General features: G+C 58.6%; 19 protein-coding genes and 1 tRNA gene. 11 read left to right on the top strand and 9 right to left on the bottom strand.

Annotated features, from left to right (window positions below; all coding sequences use genetic code 11):
• Position 1: 1 nt before the first annotated feature.
• Positions 2 to 1,162 (top strand): CaiB/BaiF CoA transferase family protein, encoded by a 1,161-nt coding sequence (locus FGU71_RS04910; RefSeq protein WP_142787520.1) that lies wholly within the window; start codon positions 2 to 4, stop codon positions 1,160 to 1,162.
• Here FGU71_RS04910 and queG read toward each other — a convergent pair.
• Positions 1,159 to 2,211, bottom strand: a complete 1,053-nt coding sequence (gene queG, locus FGU71_RS04915) for a tRNA epoxyqueuosine(34) reductase QueG (RefSeq protein WP_142787521.1) — start codon at positions 2,209 to 2,211, stop codon at positions 1,159 to 1,161. The genes FGU71_RS04910 and queG overlap by 4 nt on opposite strands.
• 82 nt (positions 2,212 to 2,293) lie before the next feature.
• Between queG and FGU71_RS04920 the strand changes: the two genes are divergently transcribed.
• The 4 genes from FGU71_RS04920 to msrB all read left to right on the top strand — a co-directional run bounded on the left by FGU71_RS04920 (position 2,294) and on the right by msrB (position 6,592).
• Positions 2,294 to 3,268, top strand: a complete 975-nt coding sequence (locus FGU71_RS04920) for an ABC transporter ATP-binding protein (RefSeq protein ID WP_142788990.1) — start codon at positions 2,294 to 2,296, stop codon at positions 3,266 to 3,268.
• Positions 3,265 to 4,569 (top strand): ABC transporter permease, encoded by a 1,305-nt coding sequence (locus FGU71_RS04925; RefSeq protein WP_142787522.1) that lies wholly within the window; start codon positions 3,265 to 3,267, stop codon positions 4,567 to 4,569. Before FGU71_RS04920 ends, FGU71_RS04925 begins: the two co-directional genes overlap by 4 nt.
• A 95-nt stretch (positions 4,570 to 4,664) precedes the next feature.
• On the top strand, positions 4,665 to 6,002 hold the full coding sequence (locus FGU71_RS04930) for a cytochrome P450 (protein ID WP_142787523.1): 1,338 nt from the start codon (positions 4,665 to 4,667) through the stop codon (positions 6,000 to 6,002).
• Positions 6,003 to 6,091: 89 nt separating this feature from the next.
• On the top strand, positions 6,092 to 6,592 hold the full coding sequence (msrB, locus tag FGU71_RS04935; RefSeq protein ID WP_142787524.1) for a peptide-methionine (R)-S-oxide reductase MsrB: 501 nt from the start codon (positions 6,092 to 6,094) through the stop codon (positions 6,590 to 6,592).
• A gap of 76 nt (positions 6,593 to 6,668) precedes the next feature.
• On the opposite strand, the gene FGU71_RS04940 is transcribed toward msrB, so the two are convergent.
• On the bottom strand, positions 6,669 to 7,289 hold the full coding sequence (locus FGU71_RS04940) for a PilZ domain-containing protein (RefSeq protein WP_234035646.1): 621 nt from the start codon (positions 7,287 to 7,289) through the stop codon (positions 6,669 to 6,671).
• 224 nt (positions 7,290 to 7,513) lie between these two features.
• Positions 7,514 to 7,598: transfer RNA gene (locus tag FGU71_RS04945), tRNA-Leu, on the bottom strand.
• A 176-nt stretch (positions 7,599 to 7,774) separates the two neighbouring features.
• Here FGU71_RS04945 and FGU71_RS04950 point away from each other — a divergent pair.
• On the top strand, positions 7,775 to 9,457 hold the full coding sequence (locus tag FGU71_RS04950) for a cation:proton antiporter domain-containing protein (protein ID WP_142787526.1): 1,683 nt from the start codon (positions 7,775 to 7,777) through the stop codon (positions 9,455 to 9,457).
• Positions 9,458 to 9,478: 21 nt separating this feature from the next.
• Here FGU71_RS04950 and FGU71_RS04955 read toward each other — a convergent pair whose 3' ends face one another.
• Both FGU71_RS04955 and FGU71_RS04960 read right to left on the bottom strand, forming a co-directional pair.
• Positions 9,479 to 9,760, bottom strand: coding sequence for an integration host factor subunit beta (locus FGU71_RS04955; protein WP_142787527.1), 282 nt, complete (start codon positions 9,758 to 9,760; stop codon positions 9,479 to 9,481).
• A gap of 193 nt (positions 9,761 to 9,953) precedes the next feature.
• Complete coding sequence (locus FGU71_RS04960; RefSeq protein ID WP_142787528.1) at positions 9,954 to 10,292, bottom strand: GntR family transcriptional regulator; 339 nt, start codon at positions 10,290 to 10,292, stop codon at positions 9,954 to 9,956.
• Positions 10,293 to 10,496: 204 nt separating this feature from the next.
• Here FGU71_RS04960 and FGU71_RS04965 point away from each other — a divergent pair, with 204 nt between their 5' ends.
• Genes FGU71_RS04965 through FGU71_RS04985 form a run of 5 tightly spaced genes read left to right on the top strand, consistent with a single transcriptional unit; the run spans position 10,497 to position 16,130 of the window.
• On the top strand, positions 10,497 to 12,170 hold the full coding sequence (locus tag FGU71_RS04965) for a peptide MFS transporter (RefSeq protein ID WP_185960198.1): 1,674 nt from the start codon (positions 10,497 to 10,499) through the stop codon (positions 12,168 to 12,170).
• Positions 12,171 to 12,211: 41 nt separating this feature from the next.
• Positions 12,212 to 13,609 (top strand): amidohydrolase, encoded by a 1,398-nt coding sequence (locus tag FGU71_RS04970; protein ID WP_234035647.1) that lies wholly within the window; start codon positions 12,212 to 12,214, stop codon positions 13,607 to 13,609.
• Positions 13,606 to 14,916 (top strand): amidohydrolase family protein, encoded by a 1,311-nt coding sequence (locus FGU71_RS04975; protein ID WP_142787530.1) that lies wholly within the window; start codon positions 13,606 to 13,608, stop codon positions 14,914 to 14,916. The genes FGU71_RS04970 and FGU71_RS04975 overlap by 4 nt, the downstream gene beginning before the upstream one ends.
• Positions 14,916 to 15,434, top strand: coding sequence for an FKBP-type peptidyl-prolyl cis-trans isomerase (locus FGU71_RS04980; RefSeq protein ID WP_234035648.1), 519 nt, complete (start codon positions 14,916 to 14,918; stop codon positions 15,432 to 15,434). The genes FGU71_RS04975 and FGU71_RS04980 overlap by 1 nt, the downstream gene beginning before the upstream one ends.
• Positions 15,435 to 15,458: 24 nt before the next feature.
• Positions 15,459 to 16,130, top strand: a complete 672-nt coding sequence (locus FGU71_RS04985; RefSeq protein ID WP_142787531.1) for an NnrU family protein — start codon at positions 15,459 to 15,461, stop codon at positions 16,128 to 16,130.
• Here FGU71_RS04985 and FGU71_RS04990 read toward each other — a convergent pair.
• Genes FGU71_RS04990 through dxs form a run of 4 tightly spaced genes read right to left on the bottom strand, consistent with a single transcriptional unit; the run spans position 16,127 to position 20,353 of the window.
• Positions 16,127 to 16,927 carry an alpha/beta hydrolase gene (locus FGU71_RS04990; RefSeq protein WP_142787532.1) on the bottom strand — a complete coding sequence of 267 codons (801 nt, stop codon included), beginning with the start codon at positions 16,925 to 16,927 and terminating at the stop codon, positions 16,127 to 16,129. The two genes, FGU71_RS04985 and FGU71_RS04990, sit on opposite strands and share 4 nt — an antisense overlap.
• A gap of 12 nt (positions 16,928 to 16,939) precedes the next feature.
• On the bottom strand, positions 16,940 to 17,737 hold the full coding sequence (locus FGU71_RS04995) for a crotonase/enoyl-CoA hydratase family protein (RefSeq protein ID WP_142787533.1): 798 nt from the start codon (positions 17,735 to 17,737) through the stop codon (positions 16,940 to 16,942).
• A 57-nt stretch (positions 17,738 to 17,794) separates the two neighbouring features.
• Entirely contained in the window at positions 17,795 to 18,427 is a 633-nt protein-coding gene (locus FGU71_RS05000; RefSeq protein WP_142787534.1) for a hypothetical protein, read from the bottom strand.
• The gene (gene dxs, locus FGU71_RS05005) at positions 18,428 to 20,353 is read right to left on the bottom strand and encodes a 1-deoxy-D-xylulose-5-phosphate synthase (RefSeq protein WP_142787535.1); all 1,926 of its coding nucleotides are present in this window, start codon (positions 20,351 to 20,353) and stop codon (positions 18,428 to 18,430) included.
• Positions 20,354 to 20,446 lie beyond the last annotated feature (93 nt).

Consider the following 20,446-nt stretch of genomic DNA (forward strand, 5'->3'; position numbering starts at 1 on the left):
CGTGATCACTGCCAATGACGGTAAGCCAATGCTCGAAGGGGTGAAGGTTATTGACCTGACAAGCGTCGTCTTTGGCCCCTATGCAACGCAAATCCTGTCCGATTACGGCGCAGAAGTGATCAAAATCGAAGGCCCGTCAGGCGATGCCTATCGCCACGGTGCAAAGCCGAACAAAACCCCCGGCATGGGTCCGGGCTTTATCGCGCTCAATCGCGGCAAGAAATCGCTGGTTCTGGATCTGAAAGCGGCCTCTGACGCCCAGATTTTGCAGGATCTTCTGCAGGACGCAGACGTGTTTATCCATAATGTACGCGGCAAAGCAATCACGCGGCTGGGCTTTGATTATGAGGCGGTCAAAGCGATAAATCCGGACATCATCTACGTTCACTGCGTCGGGTTCGGATCAGGCGGGCCCTATGCCGGGCTTCAGGCCTATGATGATGTCATTCAGGCCGCGACCGGCACGGCCACTTTGCTGCCGCGGGTCGATGGCGATGAACGCCCGCGCTATCTCCCGTCTCTGATCGCAGACAAGGTCGCAGGCCTGCACGCCGCCTATGCCACGCTCGCGGCAATCACCCACCGTTTGCGGACCGGAAAAGGCCAGCATATCGAAGTTCCGATGTTCGAAGCCTTTGCCAGTTTTATGCTGAAAGAGCATCTTGACGGGAAAACCTTTGACCCGCCCAATGGCGATGCCGGATATTCGCGTCAGGTCGATCCCGACCGTCAGCCGATGCCGACAAAAGACGGCTGGATCAGCATCGTGCCCTACACTTTGCCGCAATTTCCGCAGGTCGTGGCGTTGCTGGGCGATCCCGAATTGGCGGGGGAAGAACGGTTTACGGATATTCGCGGGATTATCGCTGCTGCGCCCGAACTGTATCAACGCATGGCGGCGCTAACGCCTCGGAAAACCACAAACGAATGGCTGGCAATTCTGCGCCAGCATTCCATCCCCTGCATGGCTGTGACCGATCTTGATGATGTGATCGATGATCCGCATTTGCGCGAAACGGGATTTATCGAAGCCTCACAGCATCCCAGCGAAGGCGCGCTGTTCCAGATGCGCGATCCCAATACATTCAGCGACTGGCAGCCTGCACCGCTTGGCCATGCGCCCCGATTGGGTGAACACGACGCAGATTTTGGCAAAGGCTAACCAAGCCGCGCTGCGGCCCAGTCGGCGGCATCCGCTACCACCGGATCGGGATCGCTTCGCAGGCGCTCAACCTGTTCCAGCAGACCGGCATCCCCGCTATTGCCCGCTGCATATAGACAATTGCGCACAAACCGGTTTCGCCCGATCCGTTTGATCGGGGAGCCGGAGAAGAACGAGCGAAAACCGGCATCATCCAGGCTAAGCAATTCGGACAGGCGCGGCGCGACCAGTTCTGCACGCGGCAAAAATTCGCGCATTGCATGCGCCTGATCTGCAAATTTGTTCCACGGACACACCGCCAAGCAATCATCGCAGCCGTAAATCCGGTTGCCCATGGCGGCGCGGAATTCCTCTGCGACCGGCCCCTTATGCTCAATCGTGAGATACGAGATACAGCGGCGCGCATCGATTTTATAGGGCTGCGGGAATGCATCGGTGGGGCAGGAATCGAGACAGGCCCGGCATGACCCGCATTGATCGCGCTGAGGCGAGCTTAATGGCAAATCCAATGTGGTGTAGATCGCGCCTAGGAACAGCCAGCTGCCATGGTCCGGGCTGACCAGATTGGTGTGCTTGCCCTGCCACCCGATCCCGGCCGCTTCGCCCAGCGGTTTTTCCATCACCGGGGCAGTATCGACAAAGACTTTTACCTCGGCATCGGGCCTGTCCGCGACCAGCCACCGGGCCAGCGCTTTCAGCTTCTTTTTCACGACATCGTGATAATCCTTGCCCTGGGCGTAAACCGAAATGCGCGCATGGCTTTTCTCATCCGCCAGCGCCATCGGATCATTGGGCGGCGCATAGCTCATGCCAAGCGCAATGACGCTGCGCGCCTCTGGCCATAATCCTTGCGGGGACCGGCGGTGCTCCAGCCGCGTCTCCATCCATTCCATAGACCCGTGATTGCCTTCTCCAAGCCACGCCTCCAACCGCTTGGCCCGCACCGGATCTTCGCCTGCGCTGGCGATCCCGAACGCAGCAAATCCCAGCGACCGCGCTTCTTTCTCAAGCCGTTCGACCAGGGTACCGGTTACTGCGCTATTAACCACGCTTGGGGTTGCTCCCGTTCAGTTTCGCGCGTTAACTCCCGCGCTCATGCATATGACACTTGGCGAACACGTAGGCGAACCCATGGCAGCGAGCAATGTCGCAGCACCCCTCTCATCACAGCGGCCGCTGGCGATTGAAGCACGCGGGCTGGTAAAGGATTTTGATGGCACGCGCGCGGTCGACGGGGTTGATATCTCTGTTCCCGAAGGCGCGATTTACGGCATCCTTGGCCCCAATGGTGCGGGCAAGACAACCACTTTGCGCATGTTGCTGGGTATTATTGATCCCGATGCCGGTGTGCGCCGGGTGTTCGGCCATGATCGCCCGCATGAAATTGGCCGCCTGATCGGCTATCTTCCCGAAGAGCGCGGTTTGTATCCCGCGATGAAATCGGTTGAAGCGATTGCGTTTATGGGCGCGCTCCGCGGCCTGCCGCTGGCCGAGGGGCGAAAGCGCGGGCTGGAATTGCTGGAACGGCACGATCTTGGCTATGCCGCCGAACGCCAGATCCGCCAGCTATCAAAGGGCATGGCGCAAACCGTTCAATTGCTGGGCACGCTGGTTCACCGCCCTCGGCTGGTGGTTCTGGATGAACCGTTTTCGGGTCTCGACGCAATCAATCAGGGCAAACTCGAAGGCCTCATCCGCACGCTCGCCGATGACGGCGTGACGGTGATATTCTCAACCCATGTGATCCACCACGCAGAGCGTTTGTGCGAAGGCGTGGCGATTATTGCCGGGGGCAAGGTGCCCTATGCCGGAAGCGTAGAGGCCGCACGCGATCGCATCCCGGCTCAGGTGCGTCTGGAAACCCGTATGCGCGAAGGCGCGTGGACCCATGCCCTGCCCGAAGACGCGCGGCGCGAAGGTGATTTTTTCTACTTCTCTTTACCGGAAACGGGTGTTGAACCCTTGCTTAAAACCCTGATCGAAGGGGAAGCGGGCATCCTTTCGCTATCCATCGAACGCGCCGGATTGCACGATGCTTTTGTGGCGATTGCAGGCGAGGCCGCCGCGCGCCAATTAGAGGCCGATCAGGCAGGAGGCGGCGCATGAGCTCGTTTGATCAATCCGCCATCGACGCTCGCCCCCGCCTTTCGCGGCTAGAGGCCGCATGGGTTATCGCCCGGCGCGATTTTATCGCTGTACTGTTCAGCCGCGCATTCCTGTTCTTTCTGATCGGGCCGCTGTTTCCTGTGCTGGTCGGCGGATTGGCCGGTAGCATTGGCAAACAGGTTTCAACCCAGGCTGTGAGCGTGGAAATCGGCCTTGCGATGAGCGCCGAAGACAACTCCGCCATGCTGGACGCAGCCGACACGCTGCGCCCGCAATTGGGCGGCGGCGTTCCCGCGTTCAGGCGAATTGCCGAAGCAGAGGCAGGCGGCGCATTTGATGCGCGCGCATTCCTTGATGAACGGCGCGGCAATTTTGCTGCGATCCTCACAGGCACCCCGCAATCGCCCGAACTGGTCGGCACAGAGGGCCAGATCAACCGGTGGCGCGGACCGGTAGAATTGATCGCTGCAACCGCGACCGGCGCATCACCCACCCGCTTCCCCAGCAGCACGAGCCAGGTGGTCGCCACCAGCGCCGCTTCCGAACGCTCCAATCGCATTCGCACCGCGCAGGCCGCGCAGATGGTGCTGTTCCTGCTCACTATGCTGCTCGCCGGTATGGTTCTGTCCAACCTTGCCGAGGAAAAGGGCAACAAGATTATCGAAATCCTTGCCGCAGCGATCCCGATGGATGCGGTGTTTATGGGTAAATTGTTTGCCATGCTCGGCGTGTCATTTGTGGGCATTGCCGTTTGGGGCACAGTGGGCTGGGGCTTTTGGGCCGTGGCCGAAGACGCCATCGTCACCGTCACCCAGACCAATTTTCGCGAATTGCCGGGCCCCGCTGTCGGGTGGCCGATGTTTATCGCGCTGGGCATTGTCTATTTCTCGATGGCGTATTTGCTGCTCGGCGCGCTGTTCCTGACTATCGGCGCGATGGCCAACACCGTGCGCGAAGTGCAGACCATGTCGATGCCGGTCACGATGCTGCAATTGATGGTGTTCTTCCTATCGGCTGCCAATATCGGCCAGATCGGCACCCCGCTTGAGCTGACCTCTGTCATCTTCCCCCTGTCATCGCCTTTTGCGATGGTCGCCCGGGCGGCGTTGGAGGACACTTTATGGACCCATGCGGTCGCGCTTGTCTGGCAGGCTTTCGCTGTGGTTCTGCTGGTCAAAGGCGGATCGATCCTGTTCCGCAAACGCGTGATGAAATCGGGCGGCGCCGGACATGCCAAGAAACGCCGCAACTGGTTTGGTCGATCATCGGCGCAAGATTCTTCCGCTGAACCGGCAGAATAAGTCGCAAATAGCAACCCACTATTGACACCTGTGTTAGTTAAGGCAGGATGCGACTCAAGGAATGGGCGAAAGCAATTCCATTGGGAGAGAGAGACATGGCCACGATTGCCCCGCAGCGCCCGCAAGTGCGCACATCGCCAACCGCTTATGAAGCGATCAAGGCGCATTACGAGAAAAACCCCGGCGAACGCCCGAACCACCCGCACAAATGGGATGTCAGCCGCTCGGATATCTATTTCGAGGATACGTGGCAGCCAATCTTTAAAGAGATGCAGGATGCAGGACCGCTGCATTACATCCCCGATAGCCCCTATGGCCCGTACTGGGCTGTGGTCGGGCACAAGGCGATCCAGCATATCGAAGCCCTGCCCGAAGCGTTTTCATCCAGTTATGAACATGGCGGCATCACCATCCTCGATCCACTGACGCAGGAAGAGGCCGAAGCCGCAGGCAATGCAGCGCGTGAATTGCCAATGTTCATCGCAATGGACCGGCCAAAACACACCGGACAGCGCCGCACCGTGGCGCCCAAATTCACGCCTTCTGCAATGGGCGACATGGAAGAGGAAATCCGCCGCCGCACCGGCGAGCTGCTCGATACATTGCCGCGCGGTAAAACCTTTGACTGGGTCGATAAAGTCTCAATCGAGCTCACCACCGGAATGCTGGCGATTTTGTTCGGTTTCCCATGGGAAGACCGCCGCCTGCTGACATTCTGGTCGGACTGGGCCGGCGATACCGAACTGGCCAGTGTGCGCGATCTGGATTCCACCCGCTGGGAAATTCTTCAGGAAATGGCGGGATATTTCCAGACGCTATGGATGGAACGCACCCAGGATGAAGAGCCCGGCAATGATCTCATTTCGATGATGATCCATTCCGAGGCGATGAACCAGATGCGCCCCGAGGAATTCATGGGCAATCTGGTCCTGCTGATTGTGGGCGGCAATGACACCACCCGCAACACCATGAGCGGGATTATCCATTCGCTCGATAAATTTCCCGATCAGCGCAAACTGTTTGAGGAAAACCCGGAGATGATCCCGAACGCGGTTCAGGAATGTCTGCGGTATCAAACTCCGCTCGCCCATATGCGGCGGACCTGTACGCAAGACACCGAGGTATTCGGCCAGACCATCAAAGAAGGCGACAAAGTCGTGCTTTGGTATCTTGGCGCGAACCGCGAAGACACGGTCTTTGAAGATCCGCACAAGCTGGATATCACACGCGACAACGCCCGCCGGCACATTGCATTTGGATACGGTATTCACCGCTGCGTCGGCGCGCGCCTTGCCGAATTGCAGCTGCGGGTGCTGTTGGAGGAAATGCACAAACGCCGGATGCGGGTGCATGTCGCGGGCGATGTGGAGCGCGTGCGTGCAAATTTCGTCCACGGCTTCCGCAAGCTAGAGGTCGAAATCACCGAGTTTTAATTCGGCTCTGCGCGGCTGAATGAAACTTTTCGGGTGTTTGCGACGTAAATAGAGGTGAGATCCCTTTTGTTTTGTCCGGAGCAAAACGCATGAAATTTGTATCATCCAGCCGCCGCCGATTTATCGCGGCCACCGCCATCGCCGCTGTGATGCCTGCCCTTGCAGGCTGCGGCGCAACCCCTGCACAGGCGCGCAAGGATTTTCGCATTCGCAAGACGGAAGCGCAGTGGCGCCGCCAATTGACGCAGTCAGAGTTCCGGATCCTCCGCGAAGCAGGCACAGAACGCGCCTGGACCTCCCCGCTGAATGACGAAAAACGCAAAGGCACATACAAGTGCGCCGGTTGCGGCAACGCGATCTATTCCTCCGCGCACAAATATGACAGCCGCAGCGGATGGCCGGCGTTTTACAAGGCGATCGATAGCGGCGCGGTTGAAACATCGGTCGATTACAAAATCGGCTATCCCCGCACCGAAGTGCACTGTGCCGATTGCGGCGGACATTTGGGCCATATCTTTGGTGACGGGCCGAAACCGACCGGCAAACGGCACTGCATCAACGGGGTAGCGATGGATTTTGTCCCGGCATAAGCCGGTTCGGGATTTTGTCCCGGCATAAGCCGGTTCGGGATTTTGTCCCGGTATAAGCCCGCTCAGAACCGGCTGTTCAGTTTGAAAGCAAAGTCGGCGCCTGCAACCTCGCGGCGAGCCGGGCAAAATCACCCAAAGTGAAAGTATCCTCGAACACCACGCCATATTGATTGTCGCGCCGCCAGCGAATTTTGGCGCGGACCTCTTTCAGCCCGGCCGGGCTTGAAAGACGGATGGTTTGATCAATCGCGAACAATTCATCACATTCAAACCGCGCGCCCTGTTGCGAGAGATTTTCGACGATCCCTTCGCAAGACTGTGTGAACGTTTTGATCGCAACCGGGAAAAACACGCCCAACCGCAAACCGCGCTTGGGGTATGCGCCAGCTTCATTGATCAGCTGACTGACTTCGACAGGCTGCGTAAATTCAAATCCGGCTTCGTGGTTACGCTCCCAAACGGGGCGCAATTCATACGTACCGCCGCCCGGCATATGCAGTTCGAGCGGATTACCTTTGGGCAAAGCGTGGAACAGGCGGACGCTGATGCCGGTTTCCGACACATCGCGGATCACACACACAAACTCGCCTTCGGCAGCGACAAGACGCGCTGCGCGGATCAGCAAGGTAAAGCGCGGCGCCGCTCGCAAATCGGCCTCGCTGCTTGTCGCATTATCGACGCGTGGATGAGTCGCCATAATATCCATGTTCGGTCGGTCGCCACAGAATTCTCCCCGCTAAGGGGCGAGCAGCAAAGGTGGGGCACAAAAGTCGAGCAACGCGAATACCGGCAAACCCGTTAAAAGTGCGATAACGCATACCTCTCGGTATGGCCGGTGTTAGAGGTGGTGAGATGCCAGCGTCCGGGAATTTTGGCCCAGATCCGTCTCCCCGGTGCCCGGGCGGTTCGTGCAGTGCAAATTGGTGCGGGTGACTGGACTCGAACCAGCACGATCAAAGATCAGGGGATTTTAAGTCCCCGGCGTCTACCATTCCGCCACACCCGCCAAGCATCCTTGCTTGCTGGAGATGCGCGATAGCCAGCCAATCCGCGAACGGCAACCGGTCTTGATAGCTCGCGCGCGTTTGATCCGCGCGGCTGCGGCTTGTCAGATGCGGCGTGAGCCTCCATTTCTCAAACCAGGCACGCGCTCTTGGCCGAGCGGAAATTTCAGGGGCGACTATGGCTGGCGAAGTTCACGACGCGCATTCAGTGGTTGCGACCATCCAACCGGCGATCATTCTGCTGGGGCTTGGGATCGGTGCAGCGCTCGTCTCGCGCGCTTGCCGGCTCAATCCGATTGTCGGTTATCTTGGCCTCGGGCTTGGGATTGCCGCGCTTGGCTTTGCCGATGATTTCAGCGGACCAGTCGTCGCGGCCATGGCCGAAGCGGGGGTGATGTTTTTGCTGTTCAATCTGGGCCTGCATTTTTCGCTGGGCCGGATCCGGGCAGAGGCGGCCAATATTTTCGGGTTCGGCAGTTTGCAGATGCTGGTCGCAGGCGGGGGCTTCGCCGCTTTGTTCTGGACCATCGGGTTACCCGCAGAATTCGCGATCATCGGAGGGTTTGCGATGGGCCTGTCCTCCACTGCGGTTGTCATCGGGCTGGTGCGCGAACGCGATCAGGAAGATTGCCCTGTGGGCCGCGCATCGCAGTCCATCCTGATTTTTCAGGATATCGCCGCCATCCTGTTGCTGGTCGCCGCAGGGGCATTGGGCAGCGGCGGAGCGATTGCGCCACAATTGGGCCTCGCCGGGCTAAAGGCCTTGGCCGCCTTTGCGATTGCCGTCCTGTTTGCGCGGTACCTGATCGGGCCGATATTTCGGCTTATTGCGCGCGCAGGCAGCAGCGAGGTTTACACAGCGACAGCATTGTTCATCGCGCTGGCCGCCGGATGGGCGACAGGGGTTGCGGGGCTTTCGCTGACGCTGGGCGCGTTTCTCGGCGGAATGGCGGTCGCGGATTCGCGGTATCGGATCATGGTCCAGACAGAGATTGATGCGTTTCGCGGCCTGTTTCTCAGCTTCTTTTTCATTTCGGTCGGGCTTAGCATTGATCCCGCCATCATCGCGGCAAACTGGATGGTGGTCATCGCTGCGGCGGTCGGTCTGATCGCGATTAAATGCGGCCTGAATGTCTTGGCCGGGCTCGCCAACAGATGGTCCGTACCGGGATCGATCCAGCTCGGTTTTTTGCTGGGCCAAGGCAGCGAATTTGCCCTCGTGCTGTTTGCCATGCCTGCGGTTGCCGGACTGGTCGATAGCGAGGCGCTCTCCATCCTTGTTTCGGCGATTGCTATCAGCATGGCGGTGACGCCGCTCGTGTCCAATATCGGACGCAAACTCGCGGGCAAATTGCGCACCGGTCCGGCGGATCGCAAACTCGATGGCGACGATGCACCGGTGGTCATCATCGGTCTGGGGCCAGCGGGCCGGGCGGTGGCCGATGCGCTAAGCTACAACGAGATCGGCTATCTGGCGGTGGAACCCAATGTAGAGCGTTTTGAAAAAGCGCTGGCAGACGGATATTTCGTGCATCAGGCGAATGCGGGTGATCCGCGCAGCTGGGATGCAATCGGGATGGGCAAACGCGAAGTCGCGGTCGTGGCGACCGGAAATCTGAAAATATCCCGCGAACTCGCCCCCTTGGTAGAAGACCGTCTGCCGTCAATCGCGCGGATTATCGCGCTGCCGGGCGCAGAAGGGCTCGATGAGTTTACCAAACTGGGCATGATGCCGGTCGATATCTCTACAACCGGCGGGGCAGAGCGGATTGTCGATCTGGTGTTTGCCGCGCTGGACCGCGAACGCAGGCTTCCTTCGGCCAAGCGTAGTGATGATACGCTGGAACGCGCTGCGGCCTGATTGTGACGCAAGAAGGCGGTTTTAGCCTTCGTTCAGACGCTGACGGATCTCTTTACCGGCTTTGAAATACGGCACCCGTTTGGCGGGCACTTCAACCGATTCGCCTGTGCGCGGATTGCGGCCGGTGCGGGCCTCGCGTTCGCGCGTGGAAAAGGCGCCAAAACCGCGCAATTCAACCCGGCCGCCTTCGGCCAGTCGCTGCGAGATCTCGTCGAAGAATATATCGACCACTTGTTCGATTTCTTCGGCACGCAATTCTGGATTGTCTTTATGCAGTTCCTGCAAAAGCTCAGACCTGATCATGTTTTTGGCCTCCCGGTGATCGTAACGACACAGCCCCCTAGCCATCTCGCCAATGCCCCAATTTTAGCCTCGACCCGAAAGGCTTTCATCCTATCGTGCTGCCACGCAGGCGCGCGTCTGGCAAGGGAAGTGGTCGATAAAGTTGCGCTTTTCTCAATACGGCACACCGTGAGACGGCACAACGCATGCCGTATCAGGTGCACTCCGCCAATTCTGCCAGATCCAGCCCGAGCCGGCGGATACGGGCGCGGATTTCCGGCCATTCCTCTTTCAGAAATTGCTGTTTTTCGCGCTCTTTAAGCTGGCTTGCCGCGCCTTTGACGACATACATGCCCACCCCGCGTTGAACCTCGACCAGGCCGTCATTCTGGAACTGCTGATACGCTTTGGCCACGGTAAGCGGGTTTGCCCCTTGCTCCGCTGCCAAGGCGCGCACCGATGGCAGCATCTTACCCTCGGCATATTCGCCCTGGATAATCGCCGCAGCGATCTGATCGCGCAGTTTAAGGTAGACGGGTCGTGATTGGGTCATTGCATCCTCGCTAAGTGCATCAGTGCCATAATACAGCGAGGCGCGTCAAGTTCCCCGCATCTGCGCGTGCATCGGATCGCTTGCGATGAACCGTGCAACAAAGGCTTCACACCGCCAAAACACACGTTAGGGTGCGCCGCTTAAAGCGTGCGGAGGGACCTGTTTGGGAGCCGGCGCATACAGAACAAGACGGGGATCAGCCAAATGGGCGAACTTAAAGAATTTGCAATGTGGGGATATGGGGACTGGGCCATGGTTGTGGCCTCGATTGTCCTCGGCATCTTTCTAATCGGCGGCGCTTGGGCGGTTACCCGTCCGCAAGAAGAGGTCATGGGCCATCCCAAGGGCCTTTACATGCTGTTCTTTGCCGAAATGTGGGAGCGTTTCTCCTATTACGGCATGCGCGCATTGCTTACGCTCTATCTGGTCAAACATTGGATGTATTCCGATGGCAGCGCGAACCTGATCTACGGCGCTTATACCAGCCTTGTTTACATCACGCCGGTGCTCGGCGGGTGGCTGGCTGACAGGTATCTGGGCCAGCGCAAAGCGGTGCTGTTCGGCGCTGTCCTGCTGACACTGGGCCATTTCTTTATGGCGTTCGAAGGTGACGGATCGGGCTATGCGAACGATCCGACGCTCAACATTTTCTGGCTGGCTCTGGCGTTGATCATTGTCGGCTCCGGCTTTCTGAAGGCAAACATCTCGGTGATCGTGGGTCAGCTGTACCCGCGCACCGATATTCGCCGTGATAGCGCCTATACGATTTTCTATATGGGCATTAACCTCGGCGCGGCAGCGGGCGTTCTGATCGCCGCGTATCTGGGTGAAACCGTTAGCTGGGCATTGGGCTTTGGCCTGGCCGGTTTCGGTATGCTGCTCGGTCTGATCGTATTCATCATCGGCAAACCGCTTTTGAAAGGGAAAGGCGAAAGCCCGAACCCTGCCAAGCTCAAAGAAAAAGTCGCGGGCATCAATCTCGAATGGCTGCTTTACGGCGTTGGCTTTGCGGGTGTTGCGGTGATCTGGTTCCTGATCCAGTATCAAAGCCTTGTCGGCGGCATTTTGCTGGCTTCGGGTATCGCTCTGCTCGCTTATGTGCTGTTCGAAGCGTTCAAGCTGGATAAGGAAGCGCGCGAGCGGGTGTTTGCAATGATCTTTCTGATCCTGCTGATGCCCTTGTTCTGGGGTCTGTTTGAACAGGCGGGCGGCTCGCTCAACCTGTTCACCGATCGCCACGTGGACAAAGGCGGCATTCCGACCACCTTCTTCCAATCGATCAACCCGATTTATATCATCCTGCTCGGCCCGCTGTTCGCCGGTCTGTGGCAGTGGATGGCGCGCAAGGGGATTGAACCCTCCACGCCTGCAAAGATGGGTCTGGGTATCGCGCAGATGGGTCTCGCATTCATTGTGATGGTCTGGGGCGCTGAAAACTTCAGCACCACGGGCGAGGCTGGCGCGATCATGATGCCGGTGCTGTTCCTGTTCATCTTCTACCTGCTGTCGACCACGGGCGAGCTTTGCCTGTCGCCCGTCGGCCTGTCGGCGATGAACCGGCTTTCGGTCAAACACATGGCGAGCCTGATGATGGCGGCGTTCTTCTTTGGCACGGCTGGCGGCAACTATGTCGCAGGCTTCATGGGATCGCTCATGGGTGAAGGCGAAGGCGGCAATATGACCCGCGAAGGCGCGCTCGAAGCGTATTGGAGCATGGGTCTGGTCGCGCTGGTTGTTGGCGTACTGGTCTGCTTCGTCAGCCCGCTGGTCAAGAAGCTGATGCATCTCGACACTCTGAAAGATGAAGAGGGCGATCATATTGCTGGCGAAGCCGAGCTTGGCGAACCGGCGGCCGCTGGCACGCATCCGGCCCAATAATTTGGCAACTCAATCGGCCTGAAACCAACAGGGGAATGAATGTGACGAAGAAAGTCTTGATTGCGGCCGTCAGCGCGTTTGCGCTGGCCGGCTGTGCCACCACCGGTTCGGCCAATACGGCTGGCGATGATAGCGGTTCGGATGATGCGCCGCGCTTTGCCGCCAAAACCGAAGCGGAAGGGCCATTCCCCTCTACCTATAGCGCGTATCCCGGCGCCCCCACCGCTCTTGTAGGGGCGACCGTTTATGACGGTGCCGGAAACCGGATCGAAGGCGGCACTGTCCTGTTCCGCGATGGCAAAGTCGAAGCCGTTGGCGGCAGCGACCTCTCGACCGCAGGCTACACCGTGCTGGATGGCAGCGGTAAATTTGTCACCCCCGGTATCATCGACATTCACTCGCACCTTGGCGATTACCCCTCGCCCGGTGTGGATGCACATTCCGACGGTAACGAAGCAACCGCCCCCACCACGCCCGATGTCTGGGCCGAACATTCGGTCTGGCCGCAAGACCCCGGTTTCAGCCGGGCGATGGCCAATGGCGGGATCACCGCTCTGCAAATTCTGCCCGGTTCGGCAAACCTGATGGGCGGGCGTTCGGTCACGCTCAAAAACGTACCCAGCCGCACGGTGCAGGGCATGAAATTCCCCGGCGCGCCTTATGGTTTTAAAATGGCCTGCGGCGAAAATCCCAAGCGTGTTTATGGCGGACGCGGACGCAAGCCGTCCACCCGCATGGGCAATTTCGCGGTCAACCGCCAGACGTGGTATGACGCGATCAATTACGCCAATGATGAAGACGCCAAACGCGATCTGGGCAAGGAAACGCTGAAAGGCGTGCTCGAAGGCGAAATCCTCGTCCACAACCACTGCTACCGCGCCGATGAAATGGCGCTGGTGATGGATATGGCGAAAGAGGTCGGCTACAAAGTGACCGCATTTCACCACGCGGTAGAGGCCTATAAGATCGGTGATCTGCTGCGCGAAAACGGCGTGTGCAGCGCGATCTGGGCCGACTGGTACGGGTTTAAAATGGAAGCGTATGACGCGATCATGGAAAACGCCGCGCTGCTTCAGCAAGAGGGCGCTTGCGTCGTCATCCATTCGGACAGCCAGAACGATATTCAACGTCTCAACCAGGAAGCCGCCAAAGCTCAGGCCGCAGGCAAACGCCTGGGCATCGAGATTTCGGATGCGGATGTGATCGGCTGGATCACGCTCAACGCAGCCAAAGCCATGGGCATCGACGATATGACCGGCAGCCTCGAGAGCGGCAAAATGGCCGATGTTGTGCTGTGGAATGGCGATCCGCTGTCTGTTTATTCGCGGCCGGAAAAGGTCTGGATTGATGGCGCATTGATGTTTGATGCGATGGACCGAAAACGCCGTCCGGTCAGCGATTTCGAGCTTGGCCAGCCGGGTGAAGGAGATGTGAAATGAAGCGCCTTCTGACACTCGCAGCAAGCGCCATCGCGCTTTCCGCTTCGCCTCTTGCGGCGCAAGATGTCGTCATCACCAACGCCACCGTTGTTACAGGCGACGGCAGCGAACCGATCGAAAACGGCGTGGTCGTGGTTGAAAATGGCCGTGTCACCTATGCCGGTTCCACGGGCGGACGATCGTTCGCATCGGACACGGTGGTGGATGCAAAAGGCGCTTGGGTAACACCCGGCATCTTCGCGACGGTCACCACGCTGGGTCTTGTCGATGTCGGCGCAGTGAGCGAATCCAATGATAGCCGCGCTGGCGGCGCTCCGTTCAGCGCATCGCTTGACGTGGCACCGGCGGTGAACCCGAATTCGCAGAACATTCTGATCCACCGCGCTGCCGGGATTACCCGCGCTGCGACCACGACGCTTCCTGCCGCTTCGATTTTTGCCGGACAAGGCGCGATCATTGATCTGGATGCCGATGGCACCCCGATTGTAAAAGCGCGTGCATTCCAGATGGTCGATCTGGGAGAAGGTGGGGCGCGCCGCGCCGGCGGCAGCCGCGCTGCGACCTACACTTTGTTCCGCGCATCCTTACGGGAGGCTCGGGCGCTTTCAGGCACCGGCACCCCGCAAACAACCGAGATCACGGTTGACGGCGAAGTGCTGCTCAACCGCTTTGATGCCGAGGCTCTGAAGCCGGTCATTGCTGGCACGCAGAAGCTGTTTGTCGCGGTTGAACGTGCCGCTGATATTCGCAGCGCCCTCGCGCTTAAATCCGAATTTCCCCGCCTCGACATGGTGCTGGTCGGCGTCAGTGAAGGCTGGATGGTCGCGAATGAAATCGCCGCTGCGGGCGTGCCGGTTCTGGCCGATCCGCTCGATGCTCTGCCAACCGGTTTTGACCAGCTTGCATCCACGCAAAGCAATGTGGGTCGCATGAAAAGTGCAGGCGTGAAAGTCGGGCTGAATGCTGCTGGCATGGAAAACCCGCGCCGCCTTGCCCAGCAGGCTGGCAACCTTGTCGGCCTTGCAAAAATGCCGGGGGCCTCGGGCCTGACCTGGGCTGAGGCTTTCGCCTCGATCAGCTCAATCCCCGCCGAAATCAGCGGCATGGGCGGTATTGCCGGTGTGCTGAAACAAGGCGCATTGGGCGATGTGGTGATCTGGGATGGCGACCCGCTCGAAGTGACGACGGTGCCGACCAAGGTGTATATCGGCGGCGTCGAACAACCACTGGGCAGCCACCAAAGCCGCCTGAAAGACCGTTACCGCGATCTTGATGAAAGCGATCTGCCAAAGGCGTATGATTGGTGATGCGGGGCCTGGCTTTTGCGGCTGTTACTGCGGCGCTGATGGCGGCCACGCCGCTGCTTGCCCAAGATGAAAGCGCCAAGGCGGCTGATCCGGCAGATGGCTCTGCCGAGCAAGCGAAGAATGATCTTGCGTGGCACTCTGCGCAGCAAACCTATCTGTTCGGCCTGACGGCGGCGGATGGGTGGCGCCAGATGAATGGCGGGCTTCGCTGGCGCTGGACCGAGTACAATGGCTCAGATGAAAGGCCGAGCGTCGCGGATGTCGTAACCGTCCATTACGAAGGCAAATTGATCGACGGAACCGTATTCGACAGCTCGTATCCGCGCGGCGAACCGGCAACGTTTCCGCTCGGCCGATTGATTCCGGGCTGGCAGATGGCAATTCCGCAAATGGGTGTGGGAGAGACGATTGAAATCGCAGTCCCTGCCGATTTGGCCTATGGTCCTGTCGGAAGAGGTCCGATCCCCGGCAATGCCACGCTGGTTTTTAAAGTGGAGCTGATCGGGATCGCTGAATAGCGCGCCATTGCGCGGGGGGATGAAATGTCTGCATTGACCGAGCTTGTTGCTGCCAACATCGCGTTTGTCGGGACCCATTTCGCGATGTCGCACCCGCTTCGCGCTTCGCTCGTCAAAACGCTGGGCGATATCGGTTTTCAAATCGCCTATTCCGTGGTGAGTTTCGCGGCGCTCGCCTGGGTCTATTTTGCATTCAAAGACAGCCCGGCTGCGGATCTTTCCGGATCGGGCGATATTGGCTGGGCGATCGCCACCCTGCTGACGCTGCCGGCGATGATCCTGTTTGCAGGGTCGGTCATCGGCAACCCGGCGCTGCCCACACCAAAAGCCGAGGAGCAGGCGCGCGCAGAGCCGAAAGGCGTGTTCAAGATTACGCGCCATCCGATGATGTGGGGTTTTGCGCTTTGGGCGGCATCACACATTGCCATCCATTACAGCTGGCGCACCACGATCACCGCGCTGGCAATGGGCGTGCTCGCATTGGTTGGTGCGCATCTGCAGGATCGCAAGAAACAGGCGCTGATGGGCGCAGCATGGCAAGAATGGGAAAGCAAGACGAGCTATTGGCCGCGGTGGAGCGGACTGGCAGGCGCGGGCGCGCTGCCATGGACAGTAGGCCTCATCTTTTTTGTCTTTTTCAGCTGGCTGCACATGCCACTTGGCGGAATTCCAGCAGGGATCTGGCGCTGGTTCTAAGGCGTCAGACCGAGTTGCTGCGATATCCAGTCGCGCCGCCCTTCTTTGGAACGGGTGGTAAAGCTAAGCCCGTGGCCTGATCCTTCGTGAGATTGGAAATCGGCGCGCGGCGAAAGCTGTGACAAGGCGCGGCCATGTTCGTAGGGAACCACGCGGTCTGCGGTTCCGTGCTGGATCAGGATCGGCAGATTGAGCTGCGGTATCTTGGCGGCATTGTCATATTGTTCGCGAACCAGCAGCCGCGCAGGCAGCCACCAGAGATTGTCCTGCGCAGCATCGGGCAAAGACGTAAACGGCGCGATGAGGACAAGCGCAGCCGGATTATGACGAAGCGCCATTTCAGTCCCGACGCCCCCGCCAATCGAATTTGCCACGATCACCAGCTGATTGGGCGCAACGTCATTCTTTTTAAGCCATGCAATCGCCGCATCGCCATCACGGTAAAACCCCGTTTCAGTTGGATCGCCGGGATTGCCGCCATAGCCGCGATACTCCACCATCAGAATGCCAAATCCGGTATCCGCAAAGACTGCGTTGGAGACACTGGCCGCCTCCAATGTCCCGGCATTGCCATGGAAATACACAATCGTGGGCAATCCCTCGCGCGCTTCGCGGTAAAATGAACGGAGCGCCAATCCGTCTGACGTTGTCAGGGTAACATCCTGATATCCGGGTGTGAGCGGCGCAGGGCTTTGCGGGGCCGGATAGATGAAATGCGATTGAAACGCCCAAAGGACCGCCAGCACAGTGATGTAAAACGTCGCCACTGTGACAAGTGCAAAACGCAGCCAGATCATGCTTTGCGCGCCCTATTGGCCTTTGAATTCGGCACTGCGCTTTTCGATCAGGGCCGCGACGCCCTCTGCGTGGTCTGCGGTATGATGCATCATCGCCTGAGTGTTCGCCGCCATTTCCAGCGCGGTATCATAATTGATCTGGCTGCCCTGGCGCAGCAGCATTTTGGACTGGCGAAGCGAATGGGGCGGCATGGCGGCAATTTTTTGCGCCATCGCCTGCGCCTCTGCGATTAAATCATCGTGCGGCACCACGCGGCTGACCAGCCCCCATTCGAGCGCTTGATCCGCGCCGATGACGTCACCGGTGTAAAACAATTCGGAAGCGCGGCTCATCCCGATAACACGCGGCAGGATCCATGTGCCGCCATCGCCGGGAATAATGCCGAGTTTCAGGAATGTGACGCCAAACTTGGCCTTTTCCGAAGCGATCCGGATATCGGCGAGACAGGCAACATCACAGCCCAGCCCGATGGCCGGACCATTGACCGCCGCGATTACGGGGACGCGAATGGTGTGCAGCGCGCGCAGCATCATATGGATATTGTCGCGATAGCCATCGGAAATGGCAGGCGGCGTGCCACCAAATGTGCCGGTTTTGTCCCGCATCGCCTTGATATCGCCGCCCGCGCTGAATGCGCGGCCTGCCCCGGTCAGGATAACGCAGCGAGTGGCCATGTCGCGGTTGATGGCATCGCAAGCGGTGCGAAACGCGTCTCCATCACCGGGCGATCCCAAGGGGTTCATCGTTTCAGCGCGATCAAGGGTTAGCGTGGTGACAGGGCCGTCAGCGGTGATTTTGAGTAGAGTCATTCAGGCTATCCCTGTTTGTCGTTTAAGCGCCAGCGTATTGAAGTTTCTAACCTGAGCTTACGAAGATGGATAACCATAGCGCAATCCAGCAGTGACAGGTTTCCTGTCAATGAAATTACCCCAAATTGCCCATTCTGATTGGTCTGCCGCAATGCTGCCGTACACCCAGATGCCTCGAAGCTGTAGTTCAGCCGGAACCTCCAATGTAACGGGATTGAAGTGAGCAGCTTTGTTAAATTTGATTGCAACCACGAGGTCTTGAGAATCGACATATTTGGTCAGCATTTTCAGTACCCGCTCTATGCTGGCATTCGCATTAAGATGCGACGGAACGACCTCCTTAAGCTGTACCGGGCAGAATTTCGGGAGTGATCCTGCGTCGGCTTCTTGTGAGCTAGCGACAAAGTCGTAATCTTGATCTTCGACCGTGGCAAAGCGAACTTCACAATTCATTAGCTCTGAAAGCCCTACACAAAAAAGCGCCGCGTCCCGCCTTTCACGCTCAGGTTTAAGGAGGTTCGTACGAAGGTTACGAACTTCGCAAGGGCTGTTGCCAAGTGCTAGGCTATTCTCTTCTTGAAACTTACGAAGCCTGGCAAGAAATCCACGGGGATCGCCGTACTTGAGTTTTGAAAATTCCCGTAACCTCAGTTTGTTATGGCATTCATGGTACTCGCTGTCGTGCTTCACTCAAGCCCGCGCCTCTTCGCTTACGTTCGCGGAATTGTGTTTCAGCGCCTTAAGCACCGTTTCAACAATCTGCGGCGCGTTCAGCCCTGCTTCGTCGTACTGCTTCATTGGATCGTCATGATCCTGAAAGGTATCGGGCAGACGCATCGTGCGGACTTTGAGGCCGTTATCTGTCAGCCCTTCATCCGAAGCAAATGTCAAAACATGCGCGCCGAGGCCGCCGATTGCGCCCTCTTCCACGGTGATCACCACCTCATGCTCGCGCATCAGTTTGGCGATCAGATCTTCATCGAGCGGCTTGGCAAAGCGCATGTCGGCTACCGTTGTCGAAAGCCCCTTGGCCTCCAGCGTATCAGCGGCCTTCTTCGCCTCTTCCAGACGCGCGCCGAGGGACAGGATCGCAACCTTTGTGCCTTCGCGCACGATCCGGCCTTTACCGATTTCGAACTTTTCGAGCGTTTCCGGCATTGCAACGCCAGTCCCGTTGCCGCGCGGGTAACGGAAAGCGATCGGGCCTTCGTCATATTGGGCCGCAGTGTAGGTCATATGTGCCAGTTCGGCTTCGTCAGCGGCCGCCATCACTACCATATTCGGCAGGGTCGCCAGATAGGTGATGTCGAACGCGCCTGCATGGGTGCAGCCATCCGCACCGACTAGACCGGCACGGTCAATCGCAAACCGCACTGGCAGGTTCTGGATCGCGACATCATGGACCACCTGATCATAGGCGCGCTGAAGGAAGGTCGAATAAATCGCCGCAAAAGGACGCATACCTTGCGCGGCAAGGCCAGCGGCAAAGGTGACGCCGTGTTGTTCGGCAATGCCGACATCAAAGCTGCGTTCGGGGTGCGCCTGCGCGAACCGGTCAACTCCGGTACCCGAAGGCATCGCAGCGGTGATGGCGCAGATGCGGCTATCCGTTTCAGCGAGCTTGGCCAGAGTATCGCCAAACACGTTTTGATAGGCGGGCGGGCCAGCGGCGCTTTTCTTTTTCTCGCCTGTGACAACATCGAATTTCGGGACGCCGTGATATTTGTCGGCGCTTTCCTCAGCGAATTTGTAGCCTTTGCCTTTGGTCGTCACGACATGGATCAGGACAGGCCCCTCGGACGTGTCGCGCACATTTTCCAGCACTGGAATAAGGTGATCCAGATTGTGCCCGTCAATCGGGCCGACATAATAAAAGCCGAGCTCTTCAAACAGAGTTCCGCCGGTGACCATGCCGCGCGTATATTCTTCCGCCTTGCGGATGCCTTCGTGCATGCGGCGGCTCATTTTCTTGACCGCTTTCGATGCGAGGCTGCGCAGGCCGAGATACTCGCTGGAAGATACCATGCGCGCAAGATACGCCGATAGCCCGCCTACGGGCGGCGCAATCGACATGTCATTGTCATTGAGGATCACAACCAACCGGTTGCCCGCCTGCGCCGCGTTGTTCATCGCTTCGTAAGCCATGCCCGCGCTCATCGCGCCATCGCCGATCACGGCAATACCGCGGCCCGGTTTGTCATTCATCTTGTTCGCCATGGCAAAGCCAAGCGCGGCAGAAATCGAGGTAGAGGAGTGCGCGGCGCCGAACGGATCGTATTCGCTTTCGCTGCGCTTGGTAAAGCCGGACAGGCCGCCACCCTGGCGCAAGGTGCGGATGCGATCGCGCCGCCCGGTCAGGATTTTGTGCGGGTAACACTGGTGGCCAACATCCCACACGAGTTTATCGTCGGGAGTGTTGAACACATAATGGATCGCCACGGTCAATTCGACCACGCCCAACCCAGAGCCAAGATGGCCGCCAGACGTGCTGACAGCATCGATCATTTCAGTGCGAAGTTCGTCTGCGAGTTGACGCAGTTGCTCGGGCTTTAATTCACGGAGCTCATCCGGCGTCGGCACTTGATCGAGAAGCGGAGTTTTAGGCGATTCAGTCATAGAATTCGCCTTACACCCTCAAAACCGAACTGTCGATAAACGCTTTGTCGCCCGCAGAGAACGCCCTGCCGCCGAAGTGTCCATTTTTGACGA

The sequence above is a fragment of the Erythrobacter insulae genome (assembly GCF_007004095.1).
In the GTDB taxonomy this organism is placed as follows: domain Bacteria; phylum Pseudomonadota; class Alphaproteobacteria; order Sphingomonadales; family Sphingomonadaceae; genus Erythrobacter; species Erythrobacter insulae.